The 24,703-nt window shown below is 73.7% G+C and carries 19 protein-coding genes and 1 other RNA gene; 11 read left to right on the forward strand and 9 right to left on the reverse strand.

Annotation, left to right across the window (positions count from 1 at the left end):
• Window positions 1–873: 873 nt before the first annotated feature.
• The 3 genes from O145_RS12705 to O145_RS12715 form a co-directional block, all read right to left on the reverse strand.
• On the reverse strand, window positions 874–1,749 hold the full coding sequence (locus tag O145_RS12705) for a macro domain-containing protein (protein ID WP_043563596.1): 876 nt from the start codon (window positions 1,747–1,749) through the stop codon (window positions 874–876).
• 139 nt (window positions 1,750–1,888) lie between these two features.
• Window positions 1,889–2,380: a Dps family protein gene (locus O145_RS12710; protein WP_043563598.1), complete on the reverse strand. Its 492-nt coding sequence runs from the start codon at window positions 2,378–2,380 to the stop codon at window positions 1,889–1,891.
• 396 nt (window positions 2,381–2,776) lie between these two features.
• Entirely contained in the window at window positions 2,777–3,151 is a 375-nt protein-coding gene (locus O145_RS12715) for a thioredoxin family protein (protein ID WP_043563600.1), read from the reverse strand.
• Between the two features lie 662 nt (window positions 3,152–3,813).
• Here O145_RS12715 and O145_RS12720 point away from each other — a divergent pair.
• The 5 genes from O145_RS12720 to O145_RS12740 all read left to right on the forward strand — a co-directional run bounded on the left by O145_RS12720 (window position 3,814) and on the right by O145_RS12740 (window position 9,326).
• On the forward strand, window positions 3,814–4,734 hold the full coding sequence (locus tag O145_RS12720; protein WP_052375131.1) for a MurR/RpiR family transcriptional regulator: 921 nt from the start codon (window positions 3,814–3,816) through the stop codon (window positions 4,732–4,734).
• A gap of 150 nt (window positions 4,735–4,884) precedes the next feature.
• Window positions 4,885–6,537: an NAD-dependent malic enzyme gene (locus tag O145_RS12725; RefSeq protein WP_043563602.1), complete on the forward strand. Its 1,653-nt coding sequence runs from the start codon at window positions 4,885–4,887 to the stop codon at window positions 6,535–6,537.
• A gap of 76 nt (window positions 6,538–6,613) precedes the next feature.
• Window positions 6,614–7,882, forward strand: a complete 1,269-nt coding sequence (locus O145_RS12730) for a threonine/serine exporter family protein (RefSeq protein ID WP_169740359.1) — start codon at window positions 6,614–6,616, stop codon at window positions 7,880–7,882.
• Window positions 7,883–7,919: 37 nt separating this feature from the next.
• Complete coding sequence (locus tag O145_RS12735) at window positions 7,920–8,618, forward strand: DUF1345 domain-containing protein (RefSeq protein ID WP_052375134.1); 699 nt, start codon at window positions 7,920–7,922, stop codon at window positions 8,616–8,618.
• A gap of 42 nt (window positions 8,619–8,660) precedes the next feature.
• On the forward strand, window positions 8,661–9,326 hold the full coding sequence (locus O145_RS12740) for a GNAT family N-acetyltransferase (protein ID WP_043563603.1): 666 nt from the start codon (window positions 8,661–8,663) through the stop codon (window positions 9,324–9,326).
• 74 nt (window positions 9,327–9,400) lie between these two features.
• On the opposite strand, the gene O145_RS12745 is transcribed toward O145_RS12740, so the two are convergent.
• Window positions 9,401–9,955, reverse strand: a complete 555-nt coding sequence (locus O145_RS12745) for a GNAT family N-acetyltransferase (RefSeq protein WP_043563605.1) — start codon at window positions 9,953–9,955, stop codon at window positions 9,401–9,403.
• An 88-nt stretch (window positions 9,956–10,043) separates the two neighbouring features.
• Between O145_RS12745 and O145_RS12750 the strand changes: the two genes are divergently transcribed.
• The gene (locus O145_RS12750; RefSeq protein WP_043563607.1) at window positions 10,044–10,865 is read left to right on the forward strand and encodes a sulfurtransferase; all 822 of its coding nucleotides are present in this window, start codon (window positions 10,044–10,046) and stop codon (window positions 10,863–10,865) included.
• Window positions 10,866–11,007: 142 nt separating this feature from the next.
• Here the strand turns inward: O145_RS12750 and O145_RS12755 are convergent, their stop codons facing one another.
• Together O145_RS12755 and O145_RS12760 are read right to left on the reverse strand one after the other, a co-directional pair.
• Window positions 11,008–12,111, reverse strand: a complete 1,104-nt coding sequence (locus O145_RS12755; protein WP_043563609.1) for an aspartate-semialdehyde dehydrogenase — start codon at window positions 12,109–12,111, stop codon at window positions 11,008–11,010.
• A complete protein-coding gene (locus O145_RS12760; protein ID WP_043563611.1) occupies window positions 12,108–13,616 on the reverse strand; it encodes an aspartate kinase in 1,509 nt (502 codons plus the stop codon). Before O145_RS12760 ends, O145_RS12755 begins: the two co-directional genes overlap by 4 nt.
• A 488-nt stretch (window positions 13,617–14,104) precedes the next feature.
• On the opposite strand from O145_RS12760, the gene O145_RS12765 reads away from it, so the two are divergent.
• From O145_RS12765 to O145_RS19345, 5 genes are all read left to right on the forward strand, one after another.
• Window positions 14,105–15,532, forward strand: a complete 1,428-nt coding sequence (locus O145_RS12765; RefSeq protein ID WP_052375135.1) for an ATP-binding protein — start codon at window positions 14,105–14,107, stop codon at window positions 15,530–15,532.
• 139 nt (window positions 15,533–15,671) lie between these two features.
• On the forward strand, window positions 15,672–16,688 hold the full coding sequence (locus tag O145_RS12770) for an ABC transporter ATP-binding protein (protein WP_043563614.1): 1,017 nt from the start codon (window positions 15,672–15,674) through the stop codon (window positions 16,686–16,688).
• Window positions 16,685–17,764: an ABC transporter permease gene (locus tag O145_RS12775; RefSeq protein ID WP_043563616.1), complete on the forward strand. Its 1,080-nt coding sequence runs from the start codon at window positions 16,685–16,687 to the stop codon at window positions 17,762–17,764. The genes O145_RS12770 and O145_RS12775 overlap by 4 nt, the downstream gene beginning before the upstream one ends.
• Before the next feature lie 127 nt (window positions 17,765–17,891).
• Window positions 17,892–18,788 (forward strand): hypothetical protein, encoded by an 897-nt coding sequence (locus O145_RS12780; RefSeq protein ID WP_156966761.1) that lies wholly within the window; start codon window positions 17,892–17,894, stop codon window positions 18,786–18,788.
• 557 nt (window positions 18,789–19,345) lie between these two features.
• Window positions 19,346–19,774 carry a hypothetical protein gene (locus tag O145_RS19345; protein WP_043563620.1) on the forward strand — a complete coding sequence of 143 codons (429 nt, stop codon included), beginning with the start codon at window positions 19,346–19,348 and terminating at the stop codon, window positions 19,772–19,774.
• Between the two features lie 272 nt (window positions 19,775–20,046).
• Here O145_RS19345 and recR read toward each other — a convergent pair whose 3' ends face one another.
• The 3 genes from recR to ffs form a co-directional block, all read right to left on the reverse strand.
• On the reverse strand, window positions 20,047–20,652 hold the full coding sequence (gene recR / locus O145_RS12790; protein WP_043563621.1) for a recombination mediator RecR: 606 nt from the start codon (window positions 20,650–20,652) through the stop codon (window positions 20,047–20,049).
• A 1-nt stretch (window position 20,653) separates the two neighbouring features.
• Window positions 20,654–23,953, reverse strand: a complete 3,300-nt coding sequence (locus O145_RS18325; protein WP_043563623.1) for a DNA polymerase III subunit gamma and tau — start codon at window positions 23,951–23,953, stop codon at window positions 20,654–20,656.
• Window positions 23,954–24,000: 47 nt separating this feature from the next.
• Window positions 24,001–24,095: signal recognition particle sRNA small type (ffs, locus tag O145_RS17590), an RNA gene on the reverse strand.
• Window positions 24,096–24,703 lie beyond the last annotated feature (608 nt).

The raw sequence follows: 24,703 nt of genomic DNA on the forward strand, positions 1-24,703 counted from the left end.
TAAAAGCGCGTGGGACGACCACCTCCCCCGCCCCGACTTGTCCCGCACCGTCTTGGAGCCGGCCGGTCAGCCAGTCATCGGGACGACCGGCCCCGAACCAGCAGGCACGGCCACCAGGCACTGCGAGAGCCGGCCCCGCACCGGAACGTCAACATACCCTCCCAGCATGAACCCCCCTCCCCCCAATCCTCCTGGGAGACAGAGCCCAGAACGACGGGAGAAAAGCACGACCACACGACAAAGATACGTCCACGTCGGGCCGCCCCCCATGCGCACGCCCCCTGTCGAGACAGACATTGTCGTACGAGATAGACGGTGACACCGCCGACCTCGTACGACAATGTCCATCTCGACGCCGGAGGCCACCGCCGCGCGCCCCGACCGACACGACCCAGCGCGCCACACGACCCAGCGGACGTCACCGGCAGACAGGACGAGCTCGACCGGCAAGCACGGCAGAGCCACAGGACACCACCCACCACCAGCCCCGAATCACTCACCTAGGGCGGCCGCGCATCGCTGCGCTCAACTCGCACTCAACCCGCACACCAAGCCTGGTTGCACATGGGAGAAAGGCGCCCTCATGAAGCAAGGGCTACTTTTCTTTGATATTCCAGTGCTTCCTCTAGTCCATCAAGGTCAGTTGGCGGTCTCCCATGTGCGCAGAGGGGGGTCTGCGCACGTGGGAGCGGCTCCTCCTCGGCGGACGGTATAGCAATCCCGCATGATTCCGCGGTTCTTGAAGCGACGTGCCACACGTGAATGTGCAGCTCCACCGGCCCGGCACCTGCGGGATCCTCCACGGCCGCGTCGACGCAGGCCGAACCTCCGGCCAGTGGCCACGAGACGCCGGGGTCTCTTACAGGACGGCCATCATCCGCGCTGCGGGGCCAGAGCCGCCTCGTAGGCGTCGACGTCCTCCTGCTCGAAGGCGCAGATGACAATGCGCAGCCCGGCGTCGGGGTGCGCGCTCAGCCACTGGTCGATCACCGAGACCACCAGCGGGGCGGCCTCCCCCTTGGGGTAGCCGAAGACCCCGGTGGACACCGAGCACAGGCCGACGGAGTCCAGCTCCGCCTCGGCGGCGGCATCGAGGACGGAGCGGTAGGAGCTCGCCAGGAGGGCGCGGTGCTCCTCGGTGACACCGCCGTTGACAATGGGCCCGACCGTGTGGATGACGTGCCCGGCAGGCAGGTGGTGCCCGCCGGTGAGCAGGGCGCGGCCTGTCTCCTCCGGCCGGCCCCCGCGCCCCCGCATGTACTCGGCGCACTCGGCGCGCAGGCCCGGCCCGGCGACCGCGTGGATGACGTTGTCGATGCAGGCGTGGCCGGGGACCCGGCAGCCGAGCATCTCGGCGTTGGCGGCGTTGACGATCGCCCCGGCTCGCAGCGTCGTCAGGTCGCCCCGCCACAGGGCGACGCTCCGCCCCATCGGCTCCTTGACACCGTGCGTGGAGGACAGTGTCGGCAGGGTCTGCGCGTCGGGGGCGCCGGCGTCGAGGACGCGCTGGGCGACCTCCGCGGCGAGCATCTCGTCGAGGTCCTCGCGGACGTCGTCGTCGGGGATGGGTCTGGGCGGGCGGATGGTGAGCAGCCCGTCAAGAAGGCGGCGCAGCTCGAGCGGCGGAAGCTCGGCGAGCGCGGCGGGCGGCGGGAACGCGGCGACGTCGCCCGCCCGGACCGCCTCGGTGGCGAAGTGCTGCGTGAGGCGGACCAGGCGGACGACGTCAGCGCGTGCGGTGGGAGACATGGGCCCAGGCTATCGGCGGCCGGCGTGGCCGCGGGACGAACCGGTCTCGCACCGGAATACGGCCGATCGCGGCGCGAGGGAAAAAGCCCGGGGCCTGGTGCGACGCGCGTCGCACCGGGCCCCGCCGGCACCGGCAGTGTCAGGCGCTGTAGTTCTGGGCGGAGAGGAACCAGCTCTGCTGCTCCAGCCGCTGGGTGTAGTCCTCCAGAATGCTGGAGGAGGAGGGGTCGGCCTCGTCAACGGCGTCGTGGATGTCGCGCAGGGTCGTGGTGACCGCATTGATGGCGGACACGATGTAGTCGACGGCGTCGGAAGTGATGACGCCGGCCTCGGGGGCCTCGGGCACCGAGGTCTGGGCGGCGACCGTCGAGGGACGGGCGTCGGGGTAGGCGTTGATGGCGCGCATGCGCTCGGCGAGCTCGTCGGAGCCCTCGCGGGAGATATCAACGACCTCGTCGAGGTTGAGGTGGAGGTCGCGGAAGTTCGGACCGACGACGTTCCAGTGGATCTGCTTGCCGACCAGGCTCAGGGCGGTGATGTCGATGAGAGCGCGCTGGAGGTCGGCGCGCAGCTCGGCTGAGGCGGTGAAAGCAGGGGCAACGGGCGGGTTCTTGACAGTCTTAGCGCTCATGGGAGCGACTTTACAATCAAAGATGCTCAATGGTTAGATCTTATCGCTCTCAGGGAACACAGGACAGGCTCGCCTATAGCTTTGGGGCTGAGTGGCGCTGTGCGGCGGAAAAAGGTGGCTCCCACGCACCTTTAAGGTGCTCGGCGGTCTTGGGCGTAGCGAAGATTGGCGTGATTCTGCGGTTCTGCGGCGAGGACGGGGCGCCGGTCGGTGTTAAAAGTGCGTGGGAACCACCTTTTTCGGTCGAGAACGGCTCTCAGGGGTCTCGGAGAACCCACGAGGGGCGACGCCCCGCCCCTTGAACCGAACTCGAGCCGGAACCCGACCGATCTCAGCGAGGGGTCGGGAGGCCCCGCAGCCCGCCCGGGCCCGCGCCGCCAAGGACTGGGCCCGCGCTCACGCCTGCTTGCCCGCCCGCTCCTCGGCGATCTTCGCCTTGAGATCGGCCATGTCGAGCTCGCGGATCTGGTCGATGAGGGAGGCGAGAGCCGGGGCGGGCAGGGCGCCCGCCTCGCGGTAGACGAGGACGTCGTCGCGGAAGGCCATGAGGGTCGGGATGGAGGAGACGCCCAGTGCGCGCGCCAGCCCCTGCTCGGCCTCGGTGTCGACCTTGGCGAAGGTGATGTCGGGATTGGCCTCAGAGGCCTTCTCGTAGACCGGGCCGAAGCGCATGCACGGCCCGCACCAGGACGCCCAGAAGTCGACCAGGGTGATGCCCTCCCCGCGGACGGTGGAGTTGAACTGCTCGCCGGTGATGTTCGTGGTGGCCATGGGGCTCCCTTCAGGTGGTGCGCTCGGCGGCGCGTGACGGTTGTTCGACTGGTGTTCAGCCGTGCTGGCTGTTCGGCAGGCGCAACGCCCGCCGGCGCGGCCCCTATTCCGGGCCGCACCCGAGTGCGGCTGGGGCCACGCGAGCCCCACGGCGGACGGCACGGCACGAGGGCGCGTGCGGACGCGAGCCGCCGCGGGCGGCGCAGGCCGGCACGGGCGGCGCCCGCGCCGCACAGCGGGCGGCCGGGCTCGACCCCTGGACGCGGGGCGGGGCACAATCGGCGTCATGGCGGACCGGAGGAGACAGGGGCGGCGGCAGAACCCGCGCACGGGCTCACGCGGGCGGACGTCGCCATGATCGTCTCGCGCGGTCAGGCGTGGCGGGACTCCGCGCACCGGGCCCCGGCCCGGCTCAGGCCGGCCTGACCGGATGCGGACAGCCTCATCGACGACGGCGCCGGCCGCTCCTTCGCCCTGGTCGCGGCGCTGGCCATCCGCCCGATACGGCGGTACGCCCTCGGCATCTCGGAGCGGGTCCTCCTCCTGGCCGTCAACGTCTTCTACCTCGGCGCCGCCCTGGGGCTCGCGCTCGCCTGACGCCTCCGTCGGAGCCGGCGGCGCCAGTCCGCGGGCCCGTCCGCCCCTCCGATACATTGGGCGCCGTGGAGCCACGCACAGGCAGCACGGACAGCGCAGGCGGCGCAGGCACTCCCCCGGACGCCCCCTTCCTGGACAGGCTCGCGTCCGCCCGCCTCACCGCCCGCGAGCGCGACGTCGCCCGCTTCTACGAGGACTCTCTGCCCAGCGCAGCCCTGCTCAACCTGGAGGAGGTCTGCCGGGGGGTCGGCGTCTCCTCGGCCACGGTCGCCCGGTTCGCGCGCAAGCTCGGCTACGCCGACTTCCGGTCGATGAGCCGCAGCCTGCGCGCGGGCATCCGCCAGGACCTCTCCCTGCCGGTGGATCGGCTCCGGCGGCTCGACGACGGCGAGGACCGCGCACCCGAGTCCGTCCTGGCCCATCGCATCCACCTGGCCCAGGCCTCGCTGTCCGCCTCCCTGGCCTCCATCGACGACAGCGCCTTCGCGCGGGCCTGCGACCTCGTCGCCGACGACGACCGGCCCCTCTACCTGGGCGCCGTCGCCTCCGGCCAGCCCCTGCTCCACCACTTCTTCCTGCTCCTGGCCTACCTGCGGAGGGGGGTGACGCTTCTGGACGGCACCGACCGCTGGGCGCACGCCGCGGCCGGGATCGGCGCCGACTCGGTGGTGCTGGCGGCCGCCTTCGACCGCAGCCCTGCCCCGGTGGAGGGGCTCCTGCGCCTGGCGCGCCGTCGAGAAGCGACGTCGATCCTGCTGACCAACCGGCGCACCGGCGCCCTGCCCCCGCTGGCCGACATTCTGCTGACCACGACGTCCCCCGCCCAGGACGCCATGTTCCGCACCCGGGCGGCCACGCTCGTCGTCCTGGAGGCGCTGCTCGACGCCGTGGCGGTCCGCCGGCCCTCCGGGCAGCCCCGCCGCGGTGGACGCGCCGAGGCGATCGAGGAGGCCTTCGCCCTCTTCGGCGGCTACCTGTCGTCCTGACGGCGCCCCACCCCGTCTCAACGGTAGTGGACAGTACGCGGAACAGATCGTAACTTTCCTCTCACAGTCTCACCAAGAGCGTCAGTCAACTGACACACTGGCCGCAGGGCGGCGCCCCGTCGTCGTCCTCCGCAGTGAGAGGAGCACCCCATGCCAGCCAAGCCGTCCGTCATCGCGGACCCCCTGACCAACCGCGGCACCGCCTTCACCGCCGAGGAGCGCCGTCGCCTGGGCATCCTCGGCCGCTTCCCCTCGGCGGTGGAGACCCTGGACGAGCAGGCCGCCCGCTCCTACGCCCAGCTGCGGTCCTTCGCCACAGACCTGGACAAGTACGTCTTCCTCGACCAGCTCCACAACCGCAACGAGGTGCTCTACTACCGCGTCCTGACCGACCACCTGGCCGAGCTGCTCCCGATCGTCTACGACCCCACCGTGGGGGAGGCCATCAGGAAGTGGAGCCGGGACTACCGGCGCTCACGGGCCGTCTACCTGTCCATCGACCGCATCGAGGACGTGCGGCCCTCCTTCGAGGAGCTCGGCCTGGGCCCCGGCGACGTCGACCTGCTCGTGGTCTCCGACGCCGAGGAGATCCTGGGCATCGGCGACTGGGGGGTCAACGGCACGGATATCTCGGTGGGCAAGCTCGCCGTCTACACGGCGGCCGCCGGCATCCACCCCGAGCGGGCCATCGCCGTCAACCTGGACTGCGGCACCGACAACGAGCTCCTCCTCAACGACCCCGCCTACCTGGGCAACCGGCACGCGCGCGTGCGCGGGGCGCGCTACGACGCCCTCATCGACGAGTACCTGGCGGTGGCCAGTGAGCTCTTCCCCGGCGCGCTGCTGCACTTCGAGGACTTCGGCCCGGCCAACGCCCGCCGCATCCTCCAGGCCAACCGCGAGAGGTACCGCATCTTCAACGACGACATGCAGGGCACCGGCGCCATTGTCATGGCCGCCGTCGTCTCCGGCATGCGAGTGACCGGCCAGACCTTCGCCGACCAGCGCCTGGTGGTCTACGGGGCCGGCACCGCGGGCACCGGCATGGCCGACCAGATTCACGCGGGCATGGTGCGCGACGGCCTCTCCTTCGAGGAGGCGACCGCCCGCATCTGGCTCGTGGACCGGGTGGGCCTGGTCACCGACGACATGACCGGCCTGCCTGACTACCAGCGCGCCTACGCCCGCCCTGCCGCCGAGGCCGCCGGCTGGCAGCGCTCGTCCCGCGGCGCCGTCGAGCTGCTCGAGGTGGTGCGCCGCGCCCGTCCCACCGTCCTCATCGGCACCTCCACCAACCACGGCGCCTTCACCCGCGAGGTCGTCGAGGCCGTGAGCGCCGGCGTGGAGCGCCCCATTATCCTGCCGCTGTCCAACCCCACCGAGCGCATTGAGGCCATGCCCGAGGACGTGGTCGCCTGGTCAAGGGGGAAGGCCCTGGTGGCCACGGGCATCCCGGTGGCCCCCTTCGACTACGAGGGTACGACCTTCACCATCGGCCAGGGCAACAACGCCCTGCTCTACCCGGGCCTGGGGCTGGGCGTCATCGTCTCGGGGGCCTCGCGGGTCACCGACGGGATGCTGCTGGCCGCAGCGCAGGCCGTGGCCGGCCAGGTGGACCCCACCGAGCCCGGCGCCTCACTGCTGCCGCCGGTGGAGAACCTGCGGGCGTCCTCGGCGACCGTTGCGGTGGCCGTGGCGCGTCAGGCCCAGGCCGACGGCGTGGCCACCGCGAGCCACGACAACCTCATCCAGGCCGTGCAGGACGCCATGTGGCAGCCGGTCTACGGGAACCTGGAGGCCTGAGCTGGACGACCAGGACGGCGACCGGGAGGACCAGGGCGGCCGGGGCGGCCAGGATCCTCGGGCGCACGCGGCGCTCGTGGCGGACATTGCGGCGCTCCTGCACGGCAACGGCTACGCCACCCAGGCGAGCGTGCGCGCCGTCGACCGCCTCAACGCGCTCCTGGGTACCCGCTACCGCCTGGTCCCCGCCTGGCGCGAGGTCACCCTGGTGGACGAGCACGGCGCCGTGGTCCTCACCCGCGCCGTCAACCTCTCCGCCATCAATATGAGCCGGGTGACGCACCTGACCCGGTGCCTCTACGGCGAGCGGGCCCCGACCGCCGCCGGGCTGCGCGCGGCCGCCGACGAGGCCGCCGCCGCTCCCGCGAGCCCCACCTGGCTCTTCTGCCCGGCGGCCGGGGCGGGGGCGGTGCTGCTCGCGCTCATCTTCGGACTGGCCCACCTCCACTCCGGCGTCCTCATCTTCGCCGCCGGCGCCCTGGGGGGCCTGGCGCGCCGCCTCCTGGGCGGGCGCGGGGCGAGCCTGACCACGCAGATCGCCGCCGCCTCCCTCATTGGCGGGCTGGCCGGGGGCCTGTCGGTCCATCTGGGCTGGACGAGTGCCGCCCGGCTCGTGGCCGTGTGCCCGGCCATGGTGCTCGTCCCCGGCCCCCAGGTGCTCAACGGCTGCCTGGACATCGCCCGGCGCCGCCACGACCTGGGCCTGGCGCGCCTGGCCGACGCGGCCCTGACCATCCTGGCCATCGCCGGCGGCCTGGTGGCGGGCATGGCGGCCTGGGGCGCGAGCCTGCCGGTGTCGGCGTCGTTCCTGTCCGTGCCGCTGTGGGTGGACGTGCTCGGCGCGGGCCTGGTGGCCTGCTGCTACCCCGTCTACTTCTCCATGCCCTACCGGACGGTCCCCTGGGCGCTGCTGGCCGGCGGGCTCGGGCATGCCCTGCACTGGGTCGCGGTGAGCCGGTGGGGATGGGGAGGGCCGGCGGCGTCGATGGCCACCTGCGCGCTGGTGAGCGCCGTCCTGACCCCGGTGAGCCGACGGTTCCGCATCCCCTTCGCGGGCGCGGGCTTCGCCGCGGTGGTGGCCCTCGTGCCGGGGGTCTACCTCTTCCGGGCCACCGCGGGGCTGCTGGCCCTGCCGGGGATGAGCGGTGCGACGGCGTCGGCCGAGCTGCTGGCCGTCGCCCAGGACCTGACGACGGCGGGCCTGACCGTCCTCGGGATGGCGATCGGCCTGCTGGCCCCCTACCACCTGATGTCGCGGGGCGTGGGACGCGGCGGCGGCCCCGCGCCCCGGCAGGCGGCCAGGAGGGCTGGCGGGGGCAGGGCGGGGCGGGTGAAGACGGGGTAGCCCGTCCCCGGACCCCGGGTCTGAGAGGATGGCGGCCATGTACCGCTCCCGCGCCCTGGCCGTCATCGAGGTGCTCCTCCTCGCCGCGGGCCTCGCCCAGATGCTCTTCTCCGAGCTGGTCGTCATCGCGGTGGGCGCCCTGTCCTGGGTGGGGCTGGCCCTGGCCTACGTCGCCGGCTCCCTGTGGGCGGCCCGGGGCGGCCGCCCCGGCGAGCACGCGGACCGGGGCGGCCGGGCGCCGTCGGCCGGCCCCTGCTCCCGGCCGCCGGGCCACCACTCCTGGCTCCGCAACCTGTCCGACCTCACCCCGCTCCTGGCCGCCGCCACCGGCCTCATCACGGCCGTCGGCTACCTCGACGAGCCCGACGGCGTCGCCACCGGAGCCTCTCTGGCCGACGACGTCAGCCGCCTCTACCTGGCTCTGGACCGCAGCCAGGCCCTCACCGTGCTCATCGGCGTGCTGGGGTGGCTGGTCCTCCACATCGGGTTCGCCCAGATGTACGAGCGCCACGACCAGCTCGAGGCCCACGGCGGCTTCCGCTTCCCCGGGACCAGGACGCCGGCGAGCGCCGAGTACCTCTACCTAGGCATGACGATCGGGGCGACCTTCGCCACCTCCGACGTCGAGGTGCGCTCCTCGCGGACCCGCTGGATCGTCATGACCCACACGGTCCTCGCCTTCCTCTACAACGCCGTCGTCGTCGGCGTGGTGGTCAAGCTCCTCACGGGCGGCTGAGGGCAGGCCCCATCCCGCACGCACCGATCAGAAGGAGACCGTATGACACGACGGGAAGCCATCACCTACCGCCCCTACGAGGACCGCGACGCCGAGGGCGTCATGGCGATCATCAACGACGCCTTCCACATCCACCGCTACACCAGGCGCCGCTACCTGGAGCGCTCAGCCCTGGAGGTCTATCTGGACGAGTGCCTGCAGGGATCGAGCTATGCGCGGGTCGCGGTCCTGGACGGCAAGGTCGTGGGCGTCATGATGGGGCGGGTCCGGGGCGAGCCGCTCCTGCCCGGACGCGTCCGGCGCCGGGTGCGGATCACCGCGGCCAGGGCCTGGCTCCTCACCGTGGGGCTGCCGCAGTGGCGCACGCTGCGGTTCTTCTTCAGCTTCGAGCGCACCTACGAGGAGCTGCGCGAAGACGTGCGGCAGGCGGGCACGTGGGCCCTGAGCGACGAGGTCACGCTCTTCGCCGTCCACACCGTCGCCCGGGGCAGGGGCGTGGGCACCCACCTGTACCGGGGCCTCATGTCCCACCTGCGCGAGCGCGGGCGCACCGAGCTCTTCCTCTACACCGACGAGCTGTGCACCTACCGGTTCTACGAGAGGGCGGGCCTGGTCCGCGCCGCCGAGCGGAGCCTGGACCTCGAGGTGCCGGGCCTGCCCAAGGCCGTGGGCGTGTACCTCTACGCGGGGCCGGCCCCCGGGGCGTGAGGCCGCCCCGGGCGCTGCACGGGTCGCCGTCGACGGCGGCCGGCGCAGCTCGGCGGCACGGACGCGCGCGGGCCTCACTCCCGCGTGAGGGACGTCCGGCGCAGCCCCAGGCCGAACCGGAACACCAGGCGGCGGAAGGCCCCGGGGTCGAAGACGCCGTCGGCCATGACCGAGTAGCTCTGATCGCCCTCGTGGATGCGGTAGCCGGTCAGCGCGAAGCCGCCCCGCTCGTAGAAGGCCAGGCGACGGCGGCGCTGCTCGAGGTTGGGGGCGCCGTCGTCGAGGGGCTCGAGCTCCAGGACGACCGTGCGCCCCGCCGCATGCCGGCGCACGCCGTTCAGGATGCGCGAGCCGTAGCCGCGCGAGCGCACGGAGTCATTGACCGCCAGGTAGAACAGCCAGACCGTGGCCGGGGAGTCGACCGTGTAGGTGAGCCCCACCAGGGCGCCGTCGTCGAGCCAGGCCCGGAACCCCACGTCTCGCCGCAGCGCCATCAGACGCATGTGCCACAGCGGCAGCCGCTCCTCGGGCGGGAAGGCGCGCCGGTACAGGTCGATGACCTCCCGGTACTGGGGCAGCCGCCGCGTCACCTCCCGCGACTGCAGATCGGTGTCGCTCCGCGCGGTCATTCCCTCTCCTCGTTCTGCTCCTGCGGTCGCGGCCGGCCGCAGCCGCAGACTACTCCCGCCGCCCGGCCGCCGCCGGTAGCCTGTCCCCATGATTCCTCCCGTTGTCGCCCCCGACTGGCTGCGCGACCACCCCGGGGCTGTCATCGCGGACGTGCGCTGGTACCTCGACGGCCGCTCCGGGGCCGCCGCCCACGCCGGCGGGCACATCCCGGGCGCCGTGTGGGTCGACGTCGACGTCGACCTCGCCGCCCCGCCCTCGCGCCGGGGCCGCCACCCCTTCCCCGCCCCGGAGGACTTCGCGGCCGCCATGTCCCGCCTGGGCATCGGGGACGACGACGCCGTCATCGCCTACGACGACGCCGGGGGCCTGTCCGCGGGGCGCCTGGTGTGGATGCTGCGCCTGCTGGGGGTGGACGCCGCCCTGCTCGACGGCGGCCTCGGCGCCTGGGGCGGGAGGCTGTCGGTCGACCCGGTCTCCCCCGCGCCCGCACGCTTCACCGCCCGCCCGTGGCCCGTCGGCGCCCTGGTCGCCATGGAGGAGGCGGCCGCGCAGGCAGCCGACCCGGCAGCGCCGCCGGTGCTCGACGCGCGCGCCGCCGACCGGTACCACGGCCGGGTGGAGCCGACCGACGCACCCGCCGGGCACATCCCCGGGGCGCTGAGCGCCCCTCTGGCCGGTAACCTCGACGACGCCGGCCGCTTCCTGTCCCCCGCGGCCCTCGCCGGGCGCTACGCGGCCCTGGGCGTGGCCGATGCCGCGGGCGTGACCGTCTACTGCGGCTCCGGGGTGAGCGCCTGCCACGACCTGCTCGCCATGGAGCGCGCGGGGCTGGGACGCGGCCGTCTGTACGTCGGCTCGTGGTCGCAGTACGCCTTCTCCGGTCTGCCCGTCGCCACGACTGCGCCGTGACCGGTGAGGGAGGGGCGCCTCCCGCCCGCCGTGCCCGGGCCGCCCGGAGGCGGGCGGTAACACCGTGAGGAGGACGGCGGGCCCCGGGGACGCGGGCCCTTGCGCGGGCGGACCCGCCTCGGGCGACGTTCCGCCAGCGGGCTCAGGCGCGCAGCTCGGCGGCCACCAGCTCGGCGAGCTCGACGGCGTTGAGGGCCGCCCCCTTGCGCAGGTTGTCGCCCACGGCGAAGAAGGCGATGCCGCGCCCGGGGGCGAAGCCCTGGTCGGCGCGCACGCGGCCCACGAAGGTGCCGTCGCGCCCGGCGCTCTTCAGCGGGCTGGGCACGTCCTGGCAGGTGACGCCCGGCGCGGCGGCCAGCAGCTCGCGGGCCCGCTCCGGGCCGATCTCGCGGGCGAACTCGGCGTTGACACTCACGCCGTGGCCGGAGAAGACGGGGATGCGCACGCAGGTGCCCGAGACGGCCAGGTCCGGGATCTCCAGGATCCTGCGGGACTCATTGCGCAGCTTCTGCTCCTCGTCGGTCTCGCCGCTTCCGTCACCGGCGTCGCTGCCGGCCCAGGCGACGGCGTTGAAGGCGATGGTGTCCACGTACACGCCCGGAGCGGGGAAGGCGACGGCGCGCCCGTCGCCGGCCAGGGCCTCCATGTCCTTGTCGGCGACAGCGCGCACCTGCTCGGCCAGCTCGGCCACCCCGGCCCGCCCGGAGCCGGAGACGGCCTGGTAGGTCGAGGCGAAGAACCGGACCAGGCCGGCCTCGTCGTGCAGGGCCTTGAGGGCCGGCATGATCGCCATGGTCGTGCAGTTGGGGTTGGCGATGATCCCCTTGGGGCGCTCGCGCAGCGCGCGCGGGTTGACCTCGCTGACCACGAGCGGGACCTGCGGGTCCCGCCGCCAGGCGGAGGAGTTGTCCACGACGACGGCGCCGGCCGCCGCGAACCGCGGGGCGTGCTCGCGGGAGGCCGCCCCCCCGGCGGAGAAGACGGCGACATCGATGCCCGCCGGGTCCGCGGTGGCCACGTCCTCGACCTCCACCGCCGCGCCGCGGAAGTCCACGACGGTGCCGGCGGAGCGGGCCGAGGAGAAGAAGCGGACGGCGCGCGCCGGGAAGCCGCGCTCGGCCAGCATGGCGCGCATGACCCGGCCCACCTGCCCGGTGGCGCCGACGACGGCGATGGCCACGCCGTCGGCCGGGCCGACGTACTCGTTGACGGGGCGGTGCTGGGTGCTCTGGGTGCTGGTGCTCATCGGCCGGTCCCTCCGTAGACGACCGCCTCGGCGGCCTGGGCGTCGAGGCCGAATGCGGAGTGGACGGCGCGCACGGCCTCGTCGAGCACGGCGTCGTCAACCACCACCGAGAGACGGATCTCGGAGGTGGAGATCATGTGGATATTGACCCCGGCCTCGCTCAGGGCGCTGAAGAGGCGGGCGGAGACCCCCGGGTTGGAGCGCATGCCGGCGCCCACCAGGGACAGGATGCCGATGTCGGGGTTGAAGCGCAGGGAGTGGAAGCCCAGCTCGTCGCGGGCCCTCTCCAGGGCCCGGCGGGCGGCGGTGGAGTCGCCGTCGGGGCAGGTGAAGGAGATGTTGGTCAGGCCCGTCTCCACGGCGGAGACGTCCTGGACGATCATGTCGATGTTGGCGCCCGTGCCGGCCACGATCGCGAAGATGCGGGCGGCCGAGCCGGGGACGTCGGGCACGCCCACGAGCGTGATCTTGTCCTGGCTGCGGTCGTGGGCAATTCCGGAGATGACGGGGGCTTCCACGTGGTCCTCCTTGGCGGACGGGCGGGGGCGGGCCTGGGCCCGCGCGGCGATGGCGGTGCGGTGGGCGGCGTCGACGACGTCGGCGGAGGGGCCGTCGTCGAGCCCGGCCGGGGAGGCGGGCGCGGAGGCGGCGGGACCGGGTGCGGCGGCGAGCGGGGCCTCCTGGGAGTGGGCGCGGGGAGGCGGCTCGGTGTCGGCGGCGACGACGTCGTCGAGCCTGGCGGCCACGGCCGAGGGCACGAAGGCGCCCTCGCGGCGGCCGTCGTAGATCCAGGTGCCGGTCCTGTCGGAGAAGGAGGAGCGCACGTGCAGGGGCACGCCGAAGCGGCGGGCGTACTCCACCGCCCGCAGATGGAGGATCTTGGCGCCGTGGGCGGCCAGCTCCAGGGTCTCCTCGCTGGAGAGGGACTCGATGCGCCTGGCGGTCGGGACGATGCGGGGGTCGGCGGTGAACAGGCCGTCGACATCGGTGTAGATCTCGCAGACGTCGGCGTTCAGGGCGGCCGCCAGGGCCACCGCGGTGGTGTCCGAACCGCCGCGGCCGAGCGTGGTGACGTCCTCGACCTCGTTAATGCCCTGGAAGCCCGCCACGATGGCGACGGCCCCGGTCTGGATGGCGCGGGCGATGCGCTCGGGCAGGACGCCGACGATGGAGGCGCGCCCGTACTTGGAGTCGGTCAGGACCCCGGCCTGGGCGCCGGTGTAGGCATGAGCGGGCACGCCGAGCTCGCCGACGGCCATGGCGAGCAGGGCCATGGAGATGCGCTCGCCGGCCGACAGGAGGATGTCCATCTCGCGGGCGGGGGGCGCCTCGGTCAGGGCGCCGGCCATGTCGAGCAGGTCGTCGGTGGTGTCGCCCATGGCGGAGACGACCACGACGACGGTGTTGCCCGCCTCGCGCGTGGCGACGACGCGCCTGGCGACGCGTCGCACCGCCTCGATGTCGCTGACGGACGAGCCGCCGTACTTCTGGACGACCAGTGCCATGTGGCGCTCCTCGGATTGTGGTCACCGCCGGCCACAGGGAGGGGCGCTGCTCACGCGGTTGGCGCGACCGGGCCCACCCCGACGTGGCAACGGCCCCCAGCATACGTGCGCCCTGGGCCCCGGGCCCGCTGAAACACCATCGTGAGACGACCGCCATGACGGGCCCGCCCGCTCGCGGCCGCCCGCGCCGGGCCGGCCCCCTTCGCCGAGATCGGTCGTATTCCGCACCGAGATCGGTCCGGTTCCGGCTCGAGATCGGTCCAGTTCCGCACCGAGATCGGTCCGGTTTCGGCTCGAGATCGGTTCAGTTCCGCGCCGAGATCGGTCCGGTTTCGGCTCGAGATCGGTTCAGTTCCGCGCCGAGATCGGTCCGGTTTCGGTTCGAGATCGGTTCGAGGCACCCGCCCGGTCACTGCGCTCCTCGCCGCGCCGGCCGGGTGCTACTCGCAACCTACTCTTACTTACTCTAAAAATGTTAGAGTACGTTCATGAACGGCGATGATGAGGTCGACGCGCTGCTGGAGCTCCCGATCGGTGAGCGCGGGCAGCGCCTGGCGCGCGCGCCCGAGAACCAGTGGTTCGAGCGCAAGTCGATCCGCATCGCTCCCAAAGACTTCGCCAAGGCGATCATCGGCATGGCCAACGCCGAGGGCGGAAGAGTGGCCGTCGGACTCAGCGAGAGACGGATCGAAGGCACTGACGACTCAGCCAAGAAGATCAACGCCCTGCGCCGGGCTCCACTGACCATGGTGGCCCCGCCACTGCGGGTCCGGTTTCACGAGGTGCCCGTCATCAATGATGACGGCGAAGAGGACCACGTCCTCGTAGCCGACGTCCCGCCCAGCCGGCATGCGCACCGCCGCTCCGACGGCACCGCCTTCCTCCGCGCAGGCGACTCCACCATGAAGCTCGACGGCTCGATGTGGGAGGAGCTCGTCTACGACCGCGAGGCCGAGAGCTATGAGGCCGAACCGGCGGGCACCACGATGTCGAGCCTGGACCCCAGTGCCATCAACCGCCTGCGGGAGGCGATCGGCGCAAGCGGGGATGACGCGCACGTCCTGCGCAGCCGCAGCCTCCTCACCACTGACGGGCGTCCCACCATCGCGGCGCTGCTGCTGTTCGGCCTCGCACCCCAGGAGCGGCTCCCGCAGGCCCTGGTGAGAGTCTTGAGGTACCGGGAGGACGAGACCGGCACCGGGGGCCGTCAGACGATGGAGTCCGACGGCGACCGCCGCATCGAGGGGGCCATCCGAGACGTCATCAGGCAGGCGGCCGCCCTCATCGAGCAGTGGGCACCGAGGCGTCGCGCCCTGAGGCGGGACGGAACCTTCGGGCCCGTGGACGTCATACCCCGGGACGCCTGGCTGGAGGCGGTGGTCAACGCCGTCGTCCACCGCTCCTACTCCATGGCCGGGGACCATATCCGCGTCTCCATCTTCCCGCACCGCATCGAGGTATCCAGCCCGGGGCGCTTCCCGGGGCCGGGCGACCCGAGCCGGCCGCTGGAGATCGCCCGCTATGCCCGCAATCCGCGCATCGCCCGCGTATGCGCCGACCTCGGGATCACGCAGGAGCTCGGCGAGGGGATCCGCCGCATGGTGGAGGACATGCGGCAGGCGGGCCTCGCCGACCCCCGTTACCGCCAGACCTCGACCAGCGTCGTCGTCAGGCTGGACGCGGTCTCGGCACTCTCCAGCGATATTGCCGCCCGTATGCCCCCCGGAGCCCTCGAGATCATCTCGCTGCTGCGCAGCACCGGGCCGCTGAGCACCGGCGAGATCGCCTCGGGCATGGACGCCGCCCGCCCCACGGTGCTCAGATGGCTCAAAAAGCTCCGAGGGGAAGGGCTCGTGGAATGGAGCGGGCAGTCGCCGCGCGACCCGCGGGCCACATGGTTCGTTCCCGGGCTGTAGAGACTGCGGAACCAGTCACCGAATCGCCTGAGGAGCCCCGAACCGCGCTCGTCCGCAGGGCCCCGGCCCGCGCAGCCGACGGGGACTCCTCCCCATCGGAATATGGCCCCGCGGGCCGCCGCCTCCGTAGCATGTACCCATGAGCATCGAGGTCACCGGGGTGACGCGCTTCTTCGGCCCCACGCGCGCGGTCTGGCAGATGAGTATGACGGTGCCCGCGGGCTCGGTCACGGGGCTCGTGGGCTCCAACGGGGCGGGCAAGACGACTCTTCTGCTCATGCTGGCCGCGCTCCTGGCCCCCGACGCGGGCTCGATCCGCGTGGCGGGGCTGGACCCGGCCACCCAGCCCCGTCAGGTGTACCAGGCGATCGGCTGGATGCCGGACTCCTTCGGCACCTGGGACTCGCTGACCTGCACCGAGATCCTCATGACCTTCGCGGCCGCCCAGGGGCTGGACGAGGCCACCGGCCGGGAGCGCGCCATCGAGATGCTCTCCGCCGTCCACCTCCAGGAGATGGCCCACACCCCCGCCCGCGTGCTCTCGCGCGGGCAGAAGCAGCGCCTGGGCCTGGCGCGGGCGCTCGTGCACCACCCGCAGGTCCTGCTGCTCGACGAGCCCGCGGCGGGCATGGACCCGCGCTCGCGCGCCGACCTGCGGGTCCTGCTGCGCGATCTCGCCTCCGGCGGCGTCACCGTCCTGGTCTCCAGCCACATCCTGTCCGAGCTGGAGCAGATGGTGGACGGCGTCGTCTTCATGGCGCGCGGGCAGGCGGTCGCCCCCGCCTCCGCACCATCCGCCCCCGCGGCCTCCGCGCAGCCGCGCCCCGACGTCGTCGGCGACGACGGCGACGGCAGCCCGAGCGACGACGGCGCCCGGGCCCCCGCCGCGCCGCCCGCGGTCCTCCCCCAGCCGCTGCAGCGCCAGTGGCGGATGCGGGCGCTGGACGCGCAGCGGCTGTCGGAGTGGTCCGCCGGGGCCCCGGTGCGCGCCACCGCGTCCGAGGACGGCACGGTGCGCCTGGCCGTGCCCGACGACGTCGTCGCCGCGCGCATCCTGCGGGAGGCGCTGGACGCGGGGGTCGAGGTGGTGTCCTTCGCCCCGACGGGCGGGGCCCTGGAGGAGATCTACCTGTCGATGGAAGGAGAGCGGCGATGAGCTGGTCCGCCGTGCGCACCGTTGCGGTGCTGGAGCTGCGTCAGCGCGTGAGGTCCACGCGCTGGCAGGTCATGCTGGTGGTGTGGGGCGTCATCCTGGTCCTCCTGTGCGGGGGCCTGACCGCGCTGGCGGGAATGACCGGCAGCGAGGCGGAGGACACCGCTCCCATCCTGTACGACCTGACGGTCTGCTTCGTCCTGGGCATCGGGCTGATCATCGCCCCGACCCTGTCGGCCACCTCCGTCAACGGCGACCGCGCCGACGCGACCCTGGCGCTCCTGCAGGCCACGAGGCTGCGCTCGCAGGAGATCGTCGTCGGAAAGCTCGTGGCGGCGTGGTCCGCGGCCCTGGCGTTCCTGGCGGTGGCCCTGCCCTTCCTGGTCGTGTTCACCCTGCTGGGCGGAGCGGCGTGGATGACGCTGGCGGGCCACCTGCTGATCCTCGTGGTGACCCTGGGGGCCGTGTGCGCGATCGGGCTGGGGTTCTCGGCGGCGACCGCGCGCACCTCGGCCTCGGCGGTGCTGACCTACCTGGTCGTCGCGGGCCTCGTCATCGGGTCCCCCATTATCACCGCGATCTCGGCGACGGCGGTTCAGGGGAAGCAGACGACGCTCTCCTACGAGACGGACTACAGCGCCTCAACGAACGGCAAGATGGTCTGCGAGACTGAGCCCCATGTCCGCACCAGCAATATTGTGCACACCGAGCGGATCTGGTGGATGCTCGTCCCCGATCCCTTCGTGGCGCTGGCCGACGTCTCGGGGCGGAGCATGGTGTACGGCGGGCAGTCGTCGTACACCGAATACGATAAGCAGCCGTCGTACCCGACGTCTCCGCTGGGGATGGCGGGGGCAGCCGTCGACCAGATGCGCAACCCCCAGCCGGAGGAGGTCGTCATCAACCACTGCGAGCCGGAAACGACGTCGAGCCCATTCGACTGGGAGATCACGCACCTCGCCTTCTGGCCGGTCAGCCTGGTGATGGTGCTGGCCCTGGGCGCCTGGTCGCTGACGTCCGCCTCACGGAGGCTGCGCACGCCCGTGCACCGCCTCGCCCGCGGCACGCGAGTGGCCTGACGGCGCCCGACCGGCGTCGTCCGCGCAGCTGAGACCGATCATGTTGATCCGAAGGGGTGGGAGAGACGGCACCGGAGCCGCGTCGGGAGGCGGCACGTCCTTGGGCCGGGACGCTGTCCGCGCCGTCATGAGCTGGCGAACGGTGCTCACGTGCTGGTTCGTGATCCTGGCCGTGACCTGCGGCCTCATCACGCTGTTGAAGGCCTGCCTCAGCGCCGGTACCGCGAACTACCTGCCGACCATGTACGAGCAGCTTGTCTGCTTCATCCTGCTCATGATTCTCGTCCTGGCCCCTCTGCTCCCGGCGACCTTGAGCCCACGGGCAGCCGCCGGCAGGTTCCTGGGGGTCGGGGCGATCGGGCTCGCCTTCATCGTGACGGCCCTGCCCTTCCTCATCATCCTCGCCCTGATCGGTGGGGCGATCCGGGAGGCCTTCCTCGGGCACCTGCTGGTCCTCGTCGTCACCCTGGGGGCGGTGTGCGGCATCAGCGCCGGCCTGTCCGCCGTGACAGCGCCCTCGCGGGCCGCGGTGCCGCTGACGTACCTCGTGGTGGTGGCGCTGACGATCGGCACCCCGCTGGTCAAGGTGACGGCGGAGCAGGTGTCGGTCGGGGTGCAGCGCGACACCTGGGAGTTCGCCGGGGACTCCGGCTACTGCGTCCCGGACCCTCACCACAAGAGGGTCCCCCACGCCATGCAGCTCTGGCTGGTCCTCGTCCCCAATCCTTTCGCCGCGCTCGGTGACATCACCGCGCACCATCCCGTCGGCGACCCCGACGACTGGCACATCGGATGGCTGTACGACATCGGGACCGCAGTGGACTCCATGCGCGACGCGGACACCAGGGAGGACTGCAAGAGGAGGGCGTACACCTTCTTCACGCCCGCCGTCGCCCGCCACGCGCCCTTCTGGCCGGCGAGCGTCGTGCTCCTCCTGGCGCTCGGGTGCGGGGGCGTGGTGACGGCCTCAGCGGCGGCCTCGCGCTCCCGCCGAGGTCCCCCGCAGCCTCACGACGGGAAGTAGGAGCGCCTGGCGACGCCCACCACCTCGTACTCGATGCCCTCGGAGTCCTTGAAGTAAGGAACCGTAGTAGTCAGCGCAGTACCCCGGCCGGCTGCGCGGGGCGCGGAGGAGGCGCGCCGCTATCCGGAGGACGGCGTCGTGGATCGGGCCGACGTCCCGGGGACTGCCGACCCGGAACGCCAGGTGGTGCATCGCACCGGCCCGGCGCCGCGCCCGCCGCCCCCTTCGCCGAGATCGGTTCACTTCCGCACCGAGATCGGTCGTACTCCGGCTCGAGATCGGTTCATACTCGCGTCGAGACCGGTTCGCCGGACGGGGCCCGGAGCGGGTGTCCGTCAGAATGACATTGGATCCTCCAGGTCCCGAGGTCTACACAGAGACCCGCGTGATCATGCGGATCCGTCCGACACGCACAGCCCCCGCACGCTCCAATGTCATTCTGATGGACACCTGCACCTGTGCGACCCGGCCCGCCCGGCGCACGCAGATCCGCTTTCCCATCGCCGACGACGCTGACGCTCTCAGCCGATCGATGTCCTGAGGAAGAAGGAAGAAGCATGGCGCTTGACAGTGAGCCGCTGCTCGGACACCACTGCGAGACAACGGCAACCGGCACGCTGCTGAGTCAGCTGGGGCTGCGACTGTCCGAACCGATGCTCTTCGGCTCGGCGGAGGACACCGACATCGTCTCCCTGGCGGGCCGCCTCGTGCCCCGGTACGGCCACCGCCTCCGCCTGCCGCGGCGCGCCCTGCCCCGCCCGCTGCTCCTGGCCCTCGCGCCCAGGATCGGGATGACGCTGGGACACGTGCGGCACAACGTGGGCTTCCCGGTGCGCTGCGACGCCGGGCTCAGCGCACCGAGCTGGGCGTCCGCTACCGCCCGGCCCAAGGGTCGCCGGAGGCGATGGTCGAGCAGATGCTGCCCTGCAAGTCGCCGACGGCGCAGGGCCCCTCTTCCGGATCCGCCGGCTGAGTCCGTGCGCTGAGCGGCCCTCGTCCGCCTCGGGCGAAGGGCCGCTCAGCAGGTGGTGGGGCATGACCGCGCATCAGTACTCCGGCCGAGGAGGCGGACCGCTCGCCCCTCCGTCCTCCTCACCCGGCGAGGCCGCGGGCCGCGCGGCGGGAGGGGCCGAGGACTGGGGCGGGGCGGCCGAGGGCGCCGACGGGGCCTCGCCGGCGACCCGCCGCCGGGCACCGGCGTCGTCCCCTGACCCGGCGGCCGCCTGCCCGCCGCCGGGCGCGTCGTCCCGCCGCGCGGTCACCCCTCGACGAGCCGCCGCCCCTCGAAGGCCCGCCCCAGGGTGACCTCGTCGGCGTACTCCAGGTCGGAGCCCACGGGCAGACCGGAGGCGAGCCGCGAGACGGGCACGTCCATGGTGCGCAGCATGCGGGTCAGGTAGGCGGCGGTGGCCTCGCCGACGACGTCGGGGTCGGTGGCGATAATGACCTCCTCGACGCCGCCCCCCACCCGGGCGAAGAGCTCGCGGATACGCAGGTCGTCCGGGCCCACCCCGTTAATGGGGTCGATCGCCCCGCCGAGCACGTGGTACAGCCCCCGGTACTCGCGGGTGCGCTCAATGGCGACGACGTCCTTGGGCTCCTCCACCACGCAGATGACCCGCTGGTCGCGGCGCGGGTCGCGGCAGACGGCGCACTGCTCGGACTCGGCGATATTGCCGCAGGTCTCGCAGAAGCGCACCCGGGCCTTGACGGCGCGCAGGGCCTCGATGAGGCGCTCGACGCTGGCCGAGTCGGCCGACAGGATGTGGAAGGCCATGCGCTGGGCGGACTTCGGGCCGATGCCGGGCAGCTCGCCGAGCTCGTCGATGAGGTCCTGGACGGCGCCTTCGTAGACGGCTGGCATGTCAGCGTCCCTCCTGGGTCACGGTGATCTCCTCCAGCACTGTCGCCCCGAGCAGCCGCTTGACCACCTCCAGGCCGACGACGCCGGCCTCCTCGGCGTCCTCGTCGTCCTCGCTGGGGACGTCGTCCTCGACGGAGGACGGCGAGAAGACGGCGCCGCGAGCCGCGCCCGGCTGCGCCTGCCCGCGGGCGGCCGCGCGGGCCGCGGCCCGGGCGGCGGAGACCCGGTCGCCGGCGGCGTCGGCGGGCGCCCAGGAGTCCTCCGGCCCCTCATCCTCTTCGGGCGGGGGCTCCTGCGGGACGGGCGTGCCGTCGGAGAAGGTGGCGGGGCCGTCCCAGCTGACGGGGGCCAGGCCCTGGTGCTCGTGGTGCTCGCCGCCCTCGTGAGGCTGCCGGTGCTGCTCGGCCCTCGTCGTCGGCGCCGACGACGAGGACGGCGCAGCCCCGCCGGGCAGCTTCGGCAGGGCGTGCAAGCGGTGGACGGTGGCGAGGGGGATCGCATCGGCGGGGTCCGGCGGGGCGGCGTCGGGAGGCGGGGCGGCGGAGACGGCTGAGGCCGCCGGAGCCGCCGCGCCGGGTGACGGCGCCGGTTCCGGGGGTGCGGGGGGAGCCGCGGGCGAGACCGGCCGGCCGGCCGGCGACGCCGCGGACGGCGGGGCCGCAGAGGGCGCGGCCGGAGCCGATCCCACGGCGCCGGAGCCCCCTGGGGCGGGCGGCGCGGAGCCGGGCGAGACCGGGCTCGCCCCCCCGGAGCCGGCCGACGCGCGCCAAGCGGGCCCGGACGCGGAGGCGGGGCCCGTTGCAGGAGCGGGCCCCGCGCCGGGCGGTGGCACGACACGTCCGCCGCCTGCGGGACCGGTCCGGGGCGGGCCAGCCGAAGCCGCCCCCCCGGAACCGGCGGCGTCGGGCGATGCCCCCGGTGCGGCCTCGGGCGACGACGGGACCGGGGCCGACCGGGCCCGCGCACCGCCCGGGTCCGCCGGTGCCGCGGGGCTGCTCGGCGCCGCGGGTGTCGGGCGACCGGGCTCGGGCGAGAGCCGCCGGTCCGCGACGTCGGCTGCCGGGGCCACCGGCTCGGCGCTCTCCCGGGCCGCGCGCCGGGCTCCGGGGACGGCGATGACGCCCCACCCGTCGTCCTCCGCCTCCGGCGGTGCTGCGGAGGTCGGGGGCCGGGGCGAGGCGGGGGCCGATGATGCGGACGCCTCGGGCGAGAGGGCCGCGGGCCCGGGGCCGCCGCCGTCGGCGGGGCCGCCCATGTCGACCGGACCGCGCGGGGCGGAGGCGCCCGGCATGCCGCCGAGACCGCTCGGGGCACCGCCCGTCCCGGCGTCGTCGGGCCACCCGGGACCGCCTGCCCCGCCGTCCGGAGCGGCAGGGCCGGGGCCCCCTCCGGGACCTGCCGGGCCGGCGGGTCGGCCACCGCCAGGGCCGCCAGGGCCGGGGCCCGGGCGCCCGCCTGGGCCGGCCAGGACGGCGTGCACCTCCAGCCTCAGCCCGAGCGCCTGGTGCAGGGCCGCCGAGAGCACCGGGCCGTGGCCGCCGTTCTCGAAGGCGTTGACCAGGCCCTGCCCGCTGAAGATGACCTCGAAGACGCCGTCGCGGATGCCGCCGGGCTGGGAGTTGGGGCCGACGAGCGCCCAGGTGGCGCGCCGCGAGCGCTTGGCCGCCTCCAGGACCTCCTCCCAGCGGCCGCGGATCATCTCGGCGTCCGCCGCCGAGTCGCCCCGCCCGGGGCGCTGCGAGGCGGCGCCCTCCGGGGGGCCGGCCTGCCCGCCCGGGGGGCCTGCCTGCGCGGGACGCTGGGGCGGCTGCCCGGGGGCCTGGGCGGGGGCGTCCCAGTCCACCGGGGCGACCCCGCCCTGCGGCGTCGGGGAAGGGGCAGGGGCCGACGGCGCCGCGGGGGCGCCCGACGCGGCGGAGGCGGGGGCAGCGGGCCCGGCGGCAGCCGGGGGCGGCGTCGGCGGACCCGCCGGGGGGGCCTCTGCGGGCGGGGCGCCCCGCGCAGGTGCGCCGCCGAGAGGGGCGGGCGCCGCGCGGCGGGCGGTGTCGGAGGCCATGGCAGGGCCGCCGCCCCCCGCGCCGTCGGCCCTGATGGTCTCCGCCCCGCCGGCCCCCGCGCCGCTCCCGGGCCGCTGCACGGGCGCCGCCTGACCGCCCGGGGCCTGGCCGCCGGCGGTCTGCCCGCCCGGGGCCGCGGCGCGCCGTCCGGGCACGAGCAGCCGGGCCATGAGGAGCTCGAGCTGGAGGCGCGGCGAGGTCGCCCCGACCATCTGCGAGAGGGCCTGCACCGTCGTGTCGGCCGCGCGCGACAGGCCGGCCGCGCCGATGGTGCGCGACTGCACCTCCATGCGGGCCAGCTCGTCGTCGGGCAGGGAGCCGAGGGCGGGGCCGGCCTCCGAGCCGGCCAGGGCGATGACCAGCAGGTCGCGCAGGCGCTGGAGGAGGTCCTCGACGAATCTGCGCGGGTCGTGCCCGGAGGAGACGACCCGGTCCACGACCCGGAAGACACCGGCGCCGTCGGAGGCGGCCAGGGCGTCCACGCAGGCGTCGAGCATGGTGGTGTCGGTGTAGCCCAGGAGGGCGACGGCGCGGGCGTAGTTCACCTCGCCGTCGATCGCCCCGCCGATGAGCTGGTCCATGACGGACAGGGTGTCGCGCACGCTCCCGCCGCCGGCGCGGGTGACCAGCGGGAAGACGCCCGGGCCGACCCGCACGTCCTCGGCATCGCACAGGTGGGCGAGGTAGCCCTCGAGGGTGTCCGGGGCCACGAGGCGGAAGGGGTAGTGGTGGGTGCGCGAGCGGATGGTGCCAATGACCTTCTCCGGCTCGGTGGTGGCGAAGACGAACTTCACGTGGGCCGGGGGCTCCTCGACGAGCTTGAGCAGGGCGTTGAAGCCCTGCGGGGTGACCATGTGGGCCTCGTCGAGGATGAAGATCTTGAAGCGGTCGCGCGCCGGGGCGAAGGAGGCGCGCTCGCGCAGGTCGCGGGCGTCGTCGACGCCGTTGTGGGACGCGGCGTCGATCTCGACGACGTCGAGGCTCCCGGGGCCGCCGGTGGCCAGGTCCCGGCAGCTCGGGCACTGCCCGCAGGGGGTGTCGGTGGGGAAGCGCTCGCAGTTCAGGCAGCGCGCCAGGATGCGGGCGGAGGTGGTCTTGCCGCAGCCGCGCGGACCGGAGAAGAGGTAGGCGTGGGTCACGCGATCCCCGCGCAGCGCCGCCATGAGAGGGGCGGTCACGTGGTCCTGCCCGATCACGTCCTGGAAGGTGTCGGGGCGGTAGCGGCGGTACAGGGCGGTGGTCACGGTCCGACTCTAAACGGGACCGGTGACGCCGTGCGAGACCCCGGGCAGATGAAGACCCCTCGCGCACCCGCCAGAGCCCGCTTACCCTTGCTACCTCCCGGTCCTGGGGGATTCACTGGATGACGCCGCACGAGGGGCCGAGGACGAGTGTACCCGATGACGGGCCGAGCCCGGCACCGCGAGCCGGTCACACCGCTTCCCCGGCCGCGGGGCGCGCCCAGGGGAGCGTGGGCCCGACACTCGCGGCCTCCTCCCTCTTCGTCGGGATTTGTTCAGACCGTATGGGGGTGGGGTCTGATGGCTTGCGGGCCGGGGCCCGGCGTGTGCGACCTCGTGGATCATTGGCGGCTGTGAGGGGGGCGGGGTGCCGAGGTGGGTAGGAGGCCCCGGTGCTTGCCGGGTGCAGGAGTCTGGGACTGGGTGCTCGTGCCCGTGTCTGTCAGGGTCGCGGCGGTCGATGCGCTGACGGGTGAGCTGATTGGCAGGACGGTGCCCGGTGGTGCCGGCGAGGTCATGGCGCTGGTCACGCGGCCTGCGGGCGGGGTGCGGGGGTGTCAGGGCGACGCTGTGAGGCCGGTCCGACCGGTCTCGGGCGGGCCCGGGGCCCTGGCCGAGGAGCGGGGTCGCCCGCAGGGTGGCGGCGCCCTCCAGGCTGCTGCGCCCTAGCGGCGAGCGGGCCCGGGACCGATCGCACGGTGCGCGATCCTGCTGGCCCGCCTGGCGCACCGCGACGATATCGCCCGTGGTGCG

It is taken from the genome of Actinomyces israelii DSM 43320, assembly GCF_000711965.1.
Taxonomy (GTDB): domain Bacteria; phylum Actinomycetota; class Actinomycetes; order Actinomycetales; family Actinomycetaceae; genus Actinomyces; species Actinomyces israelii.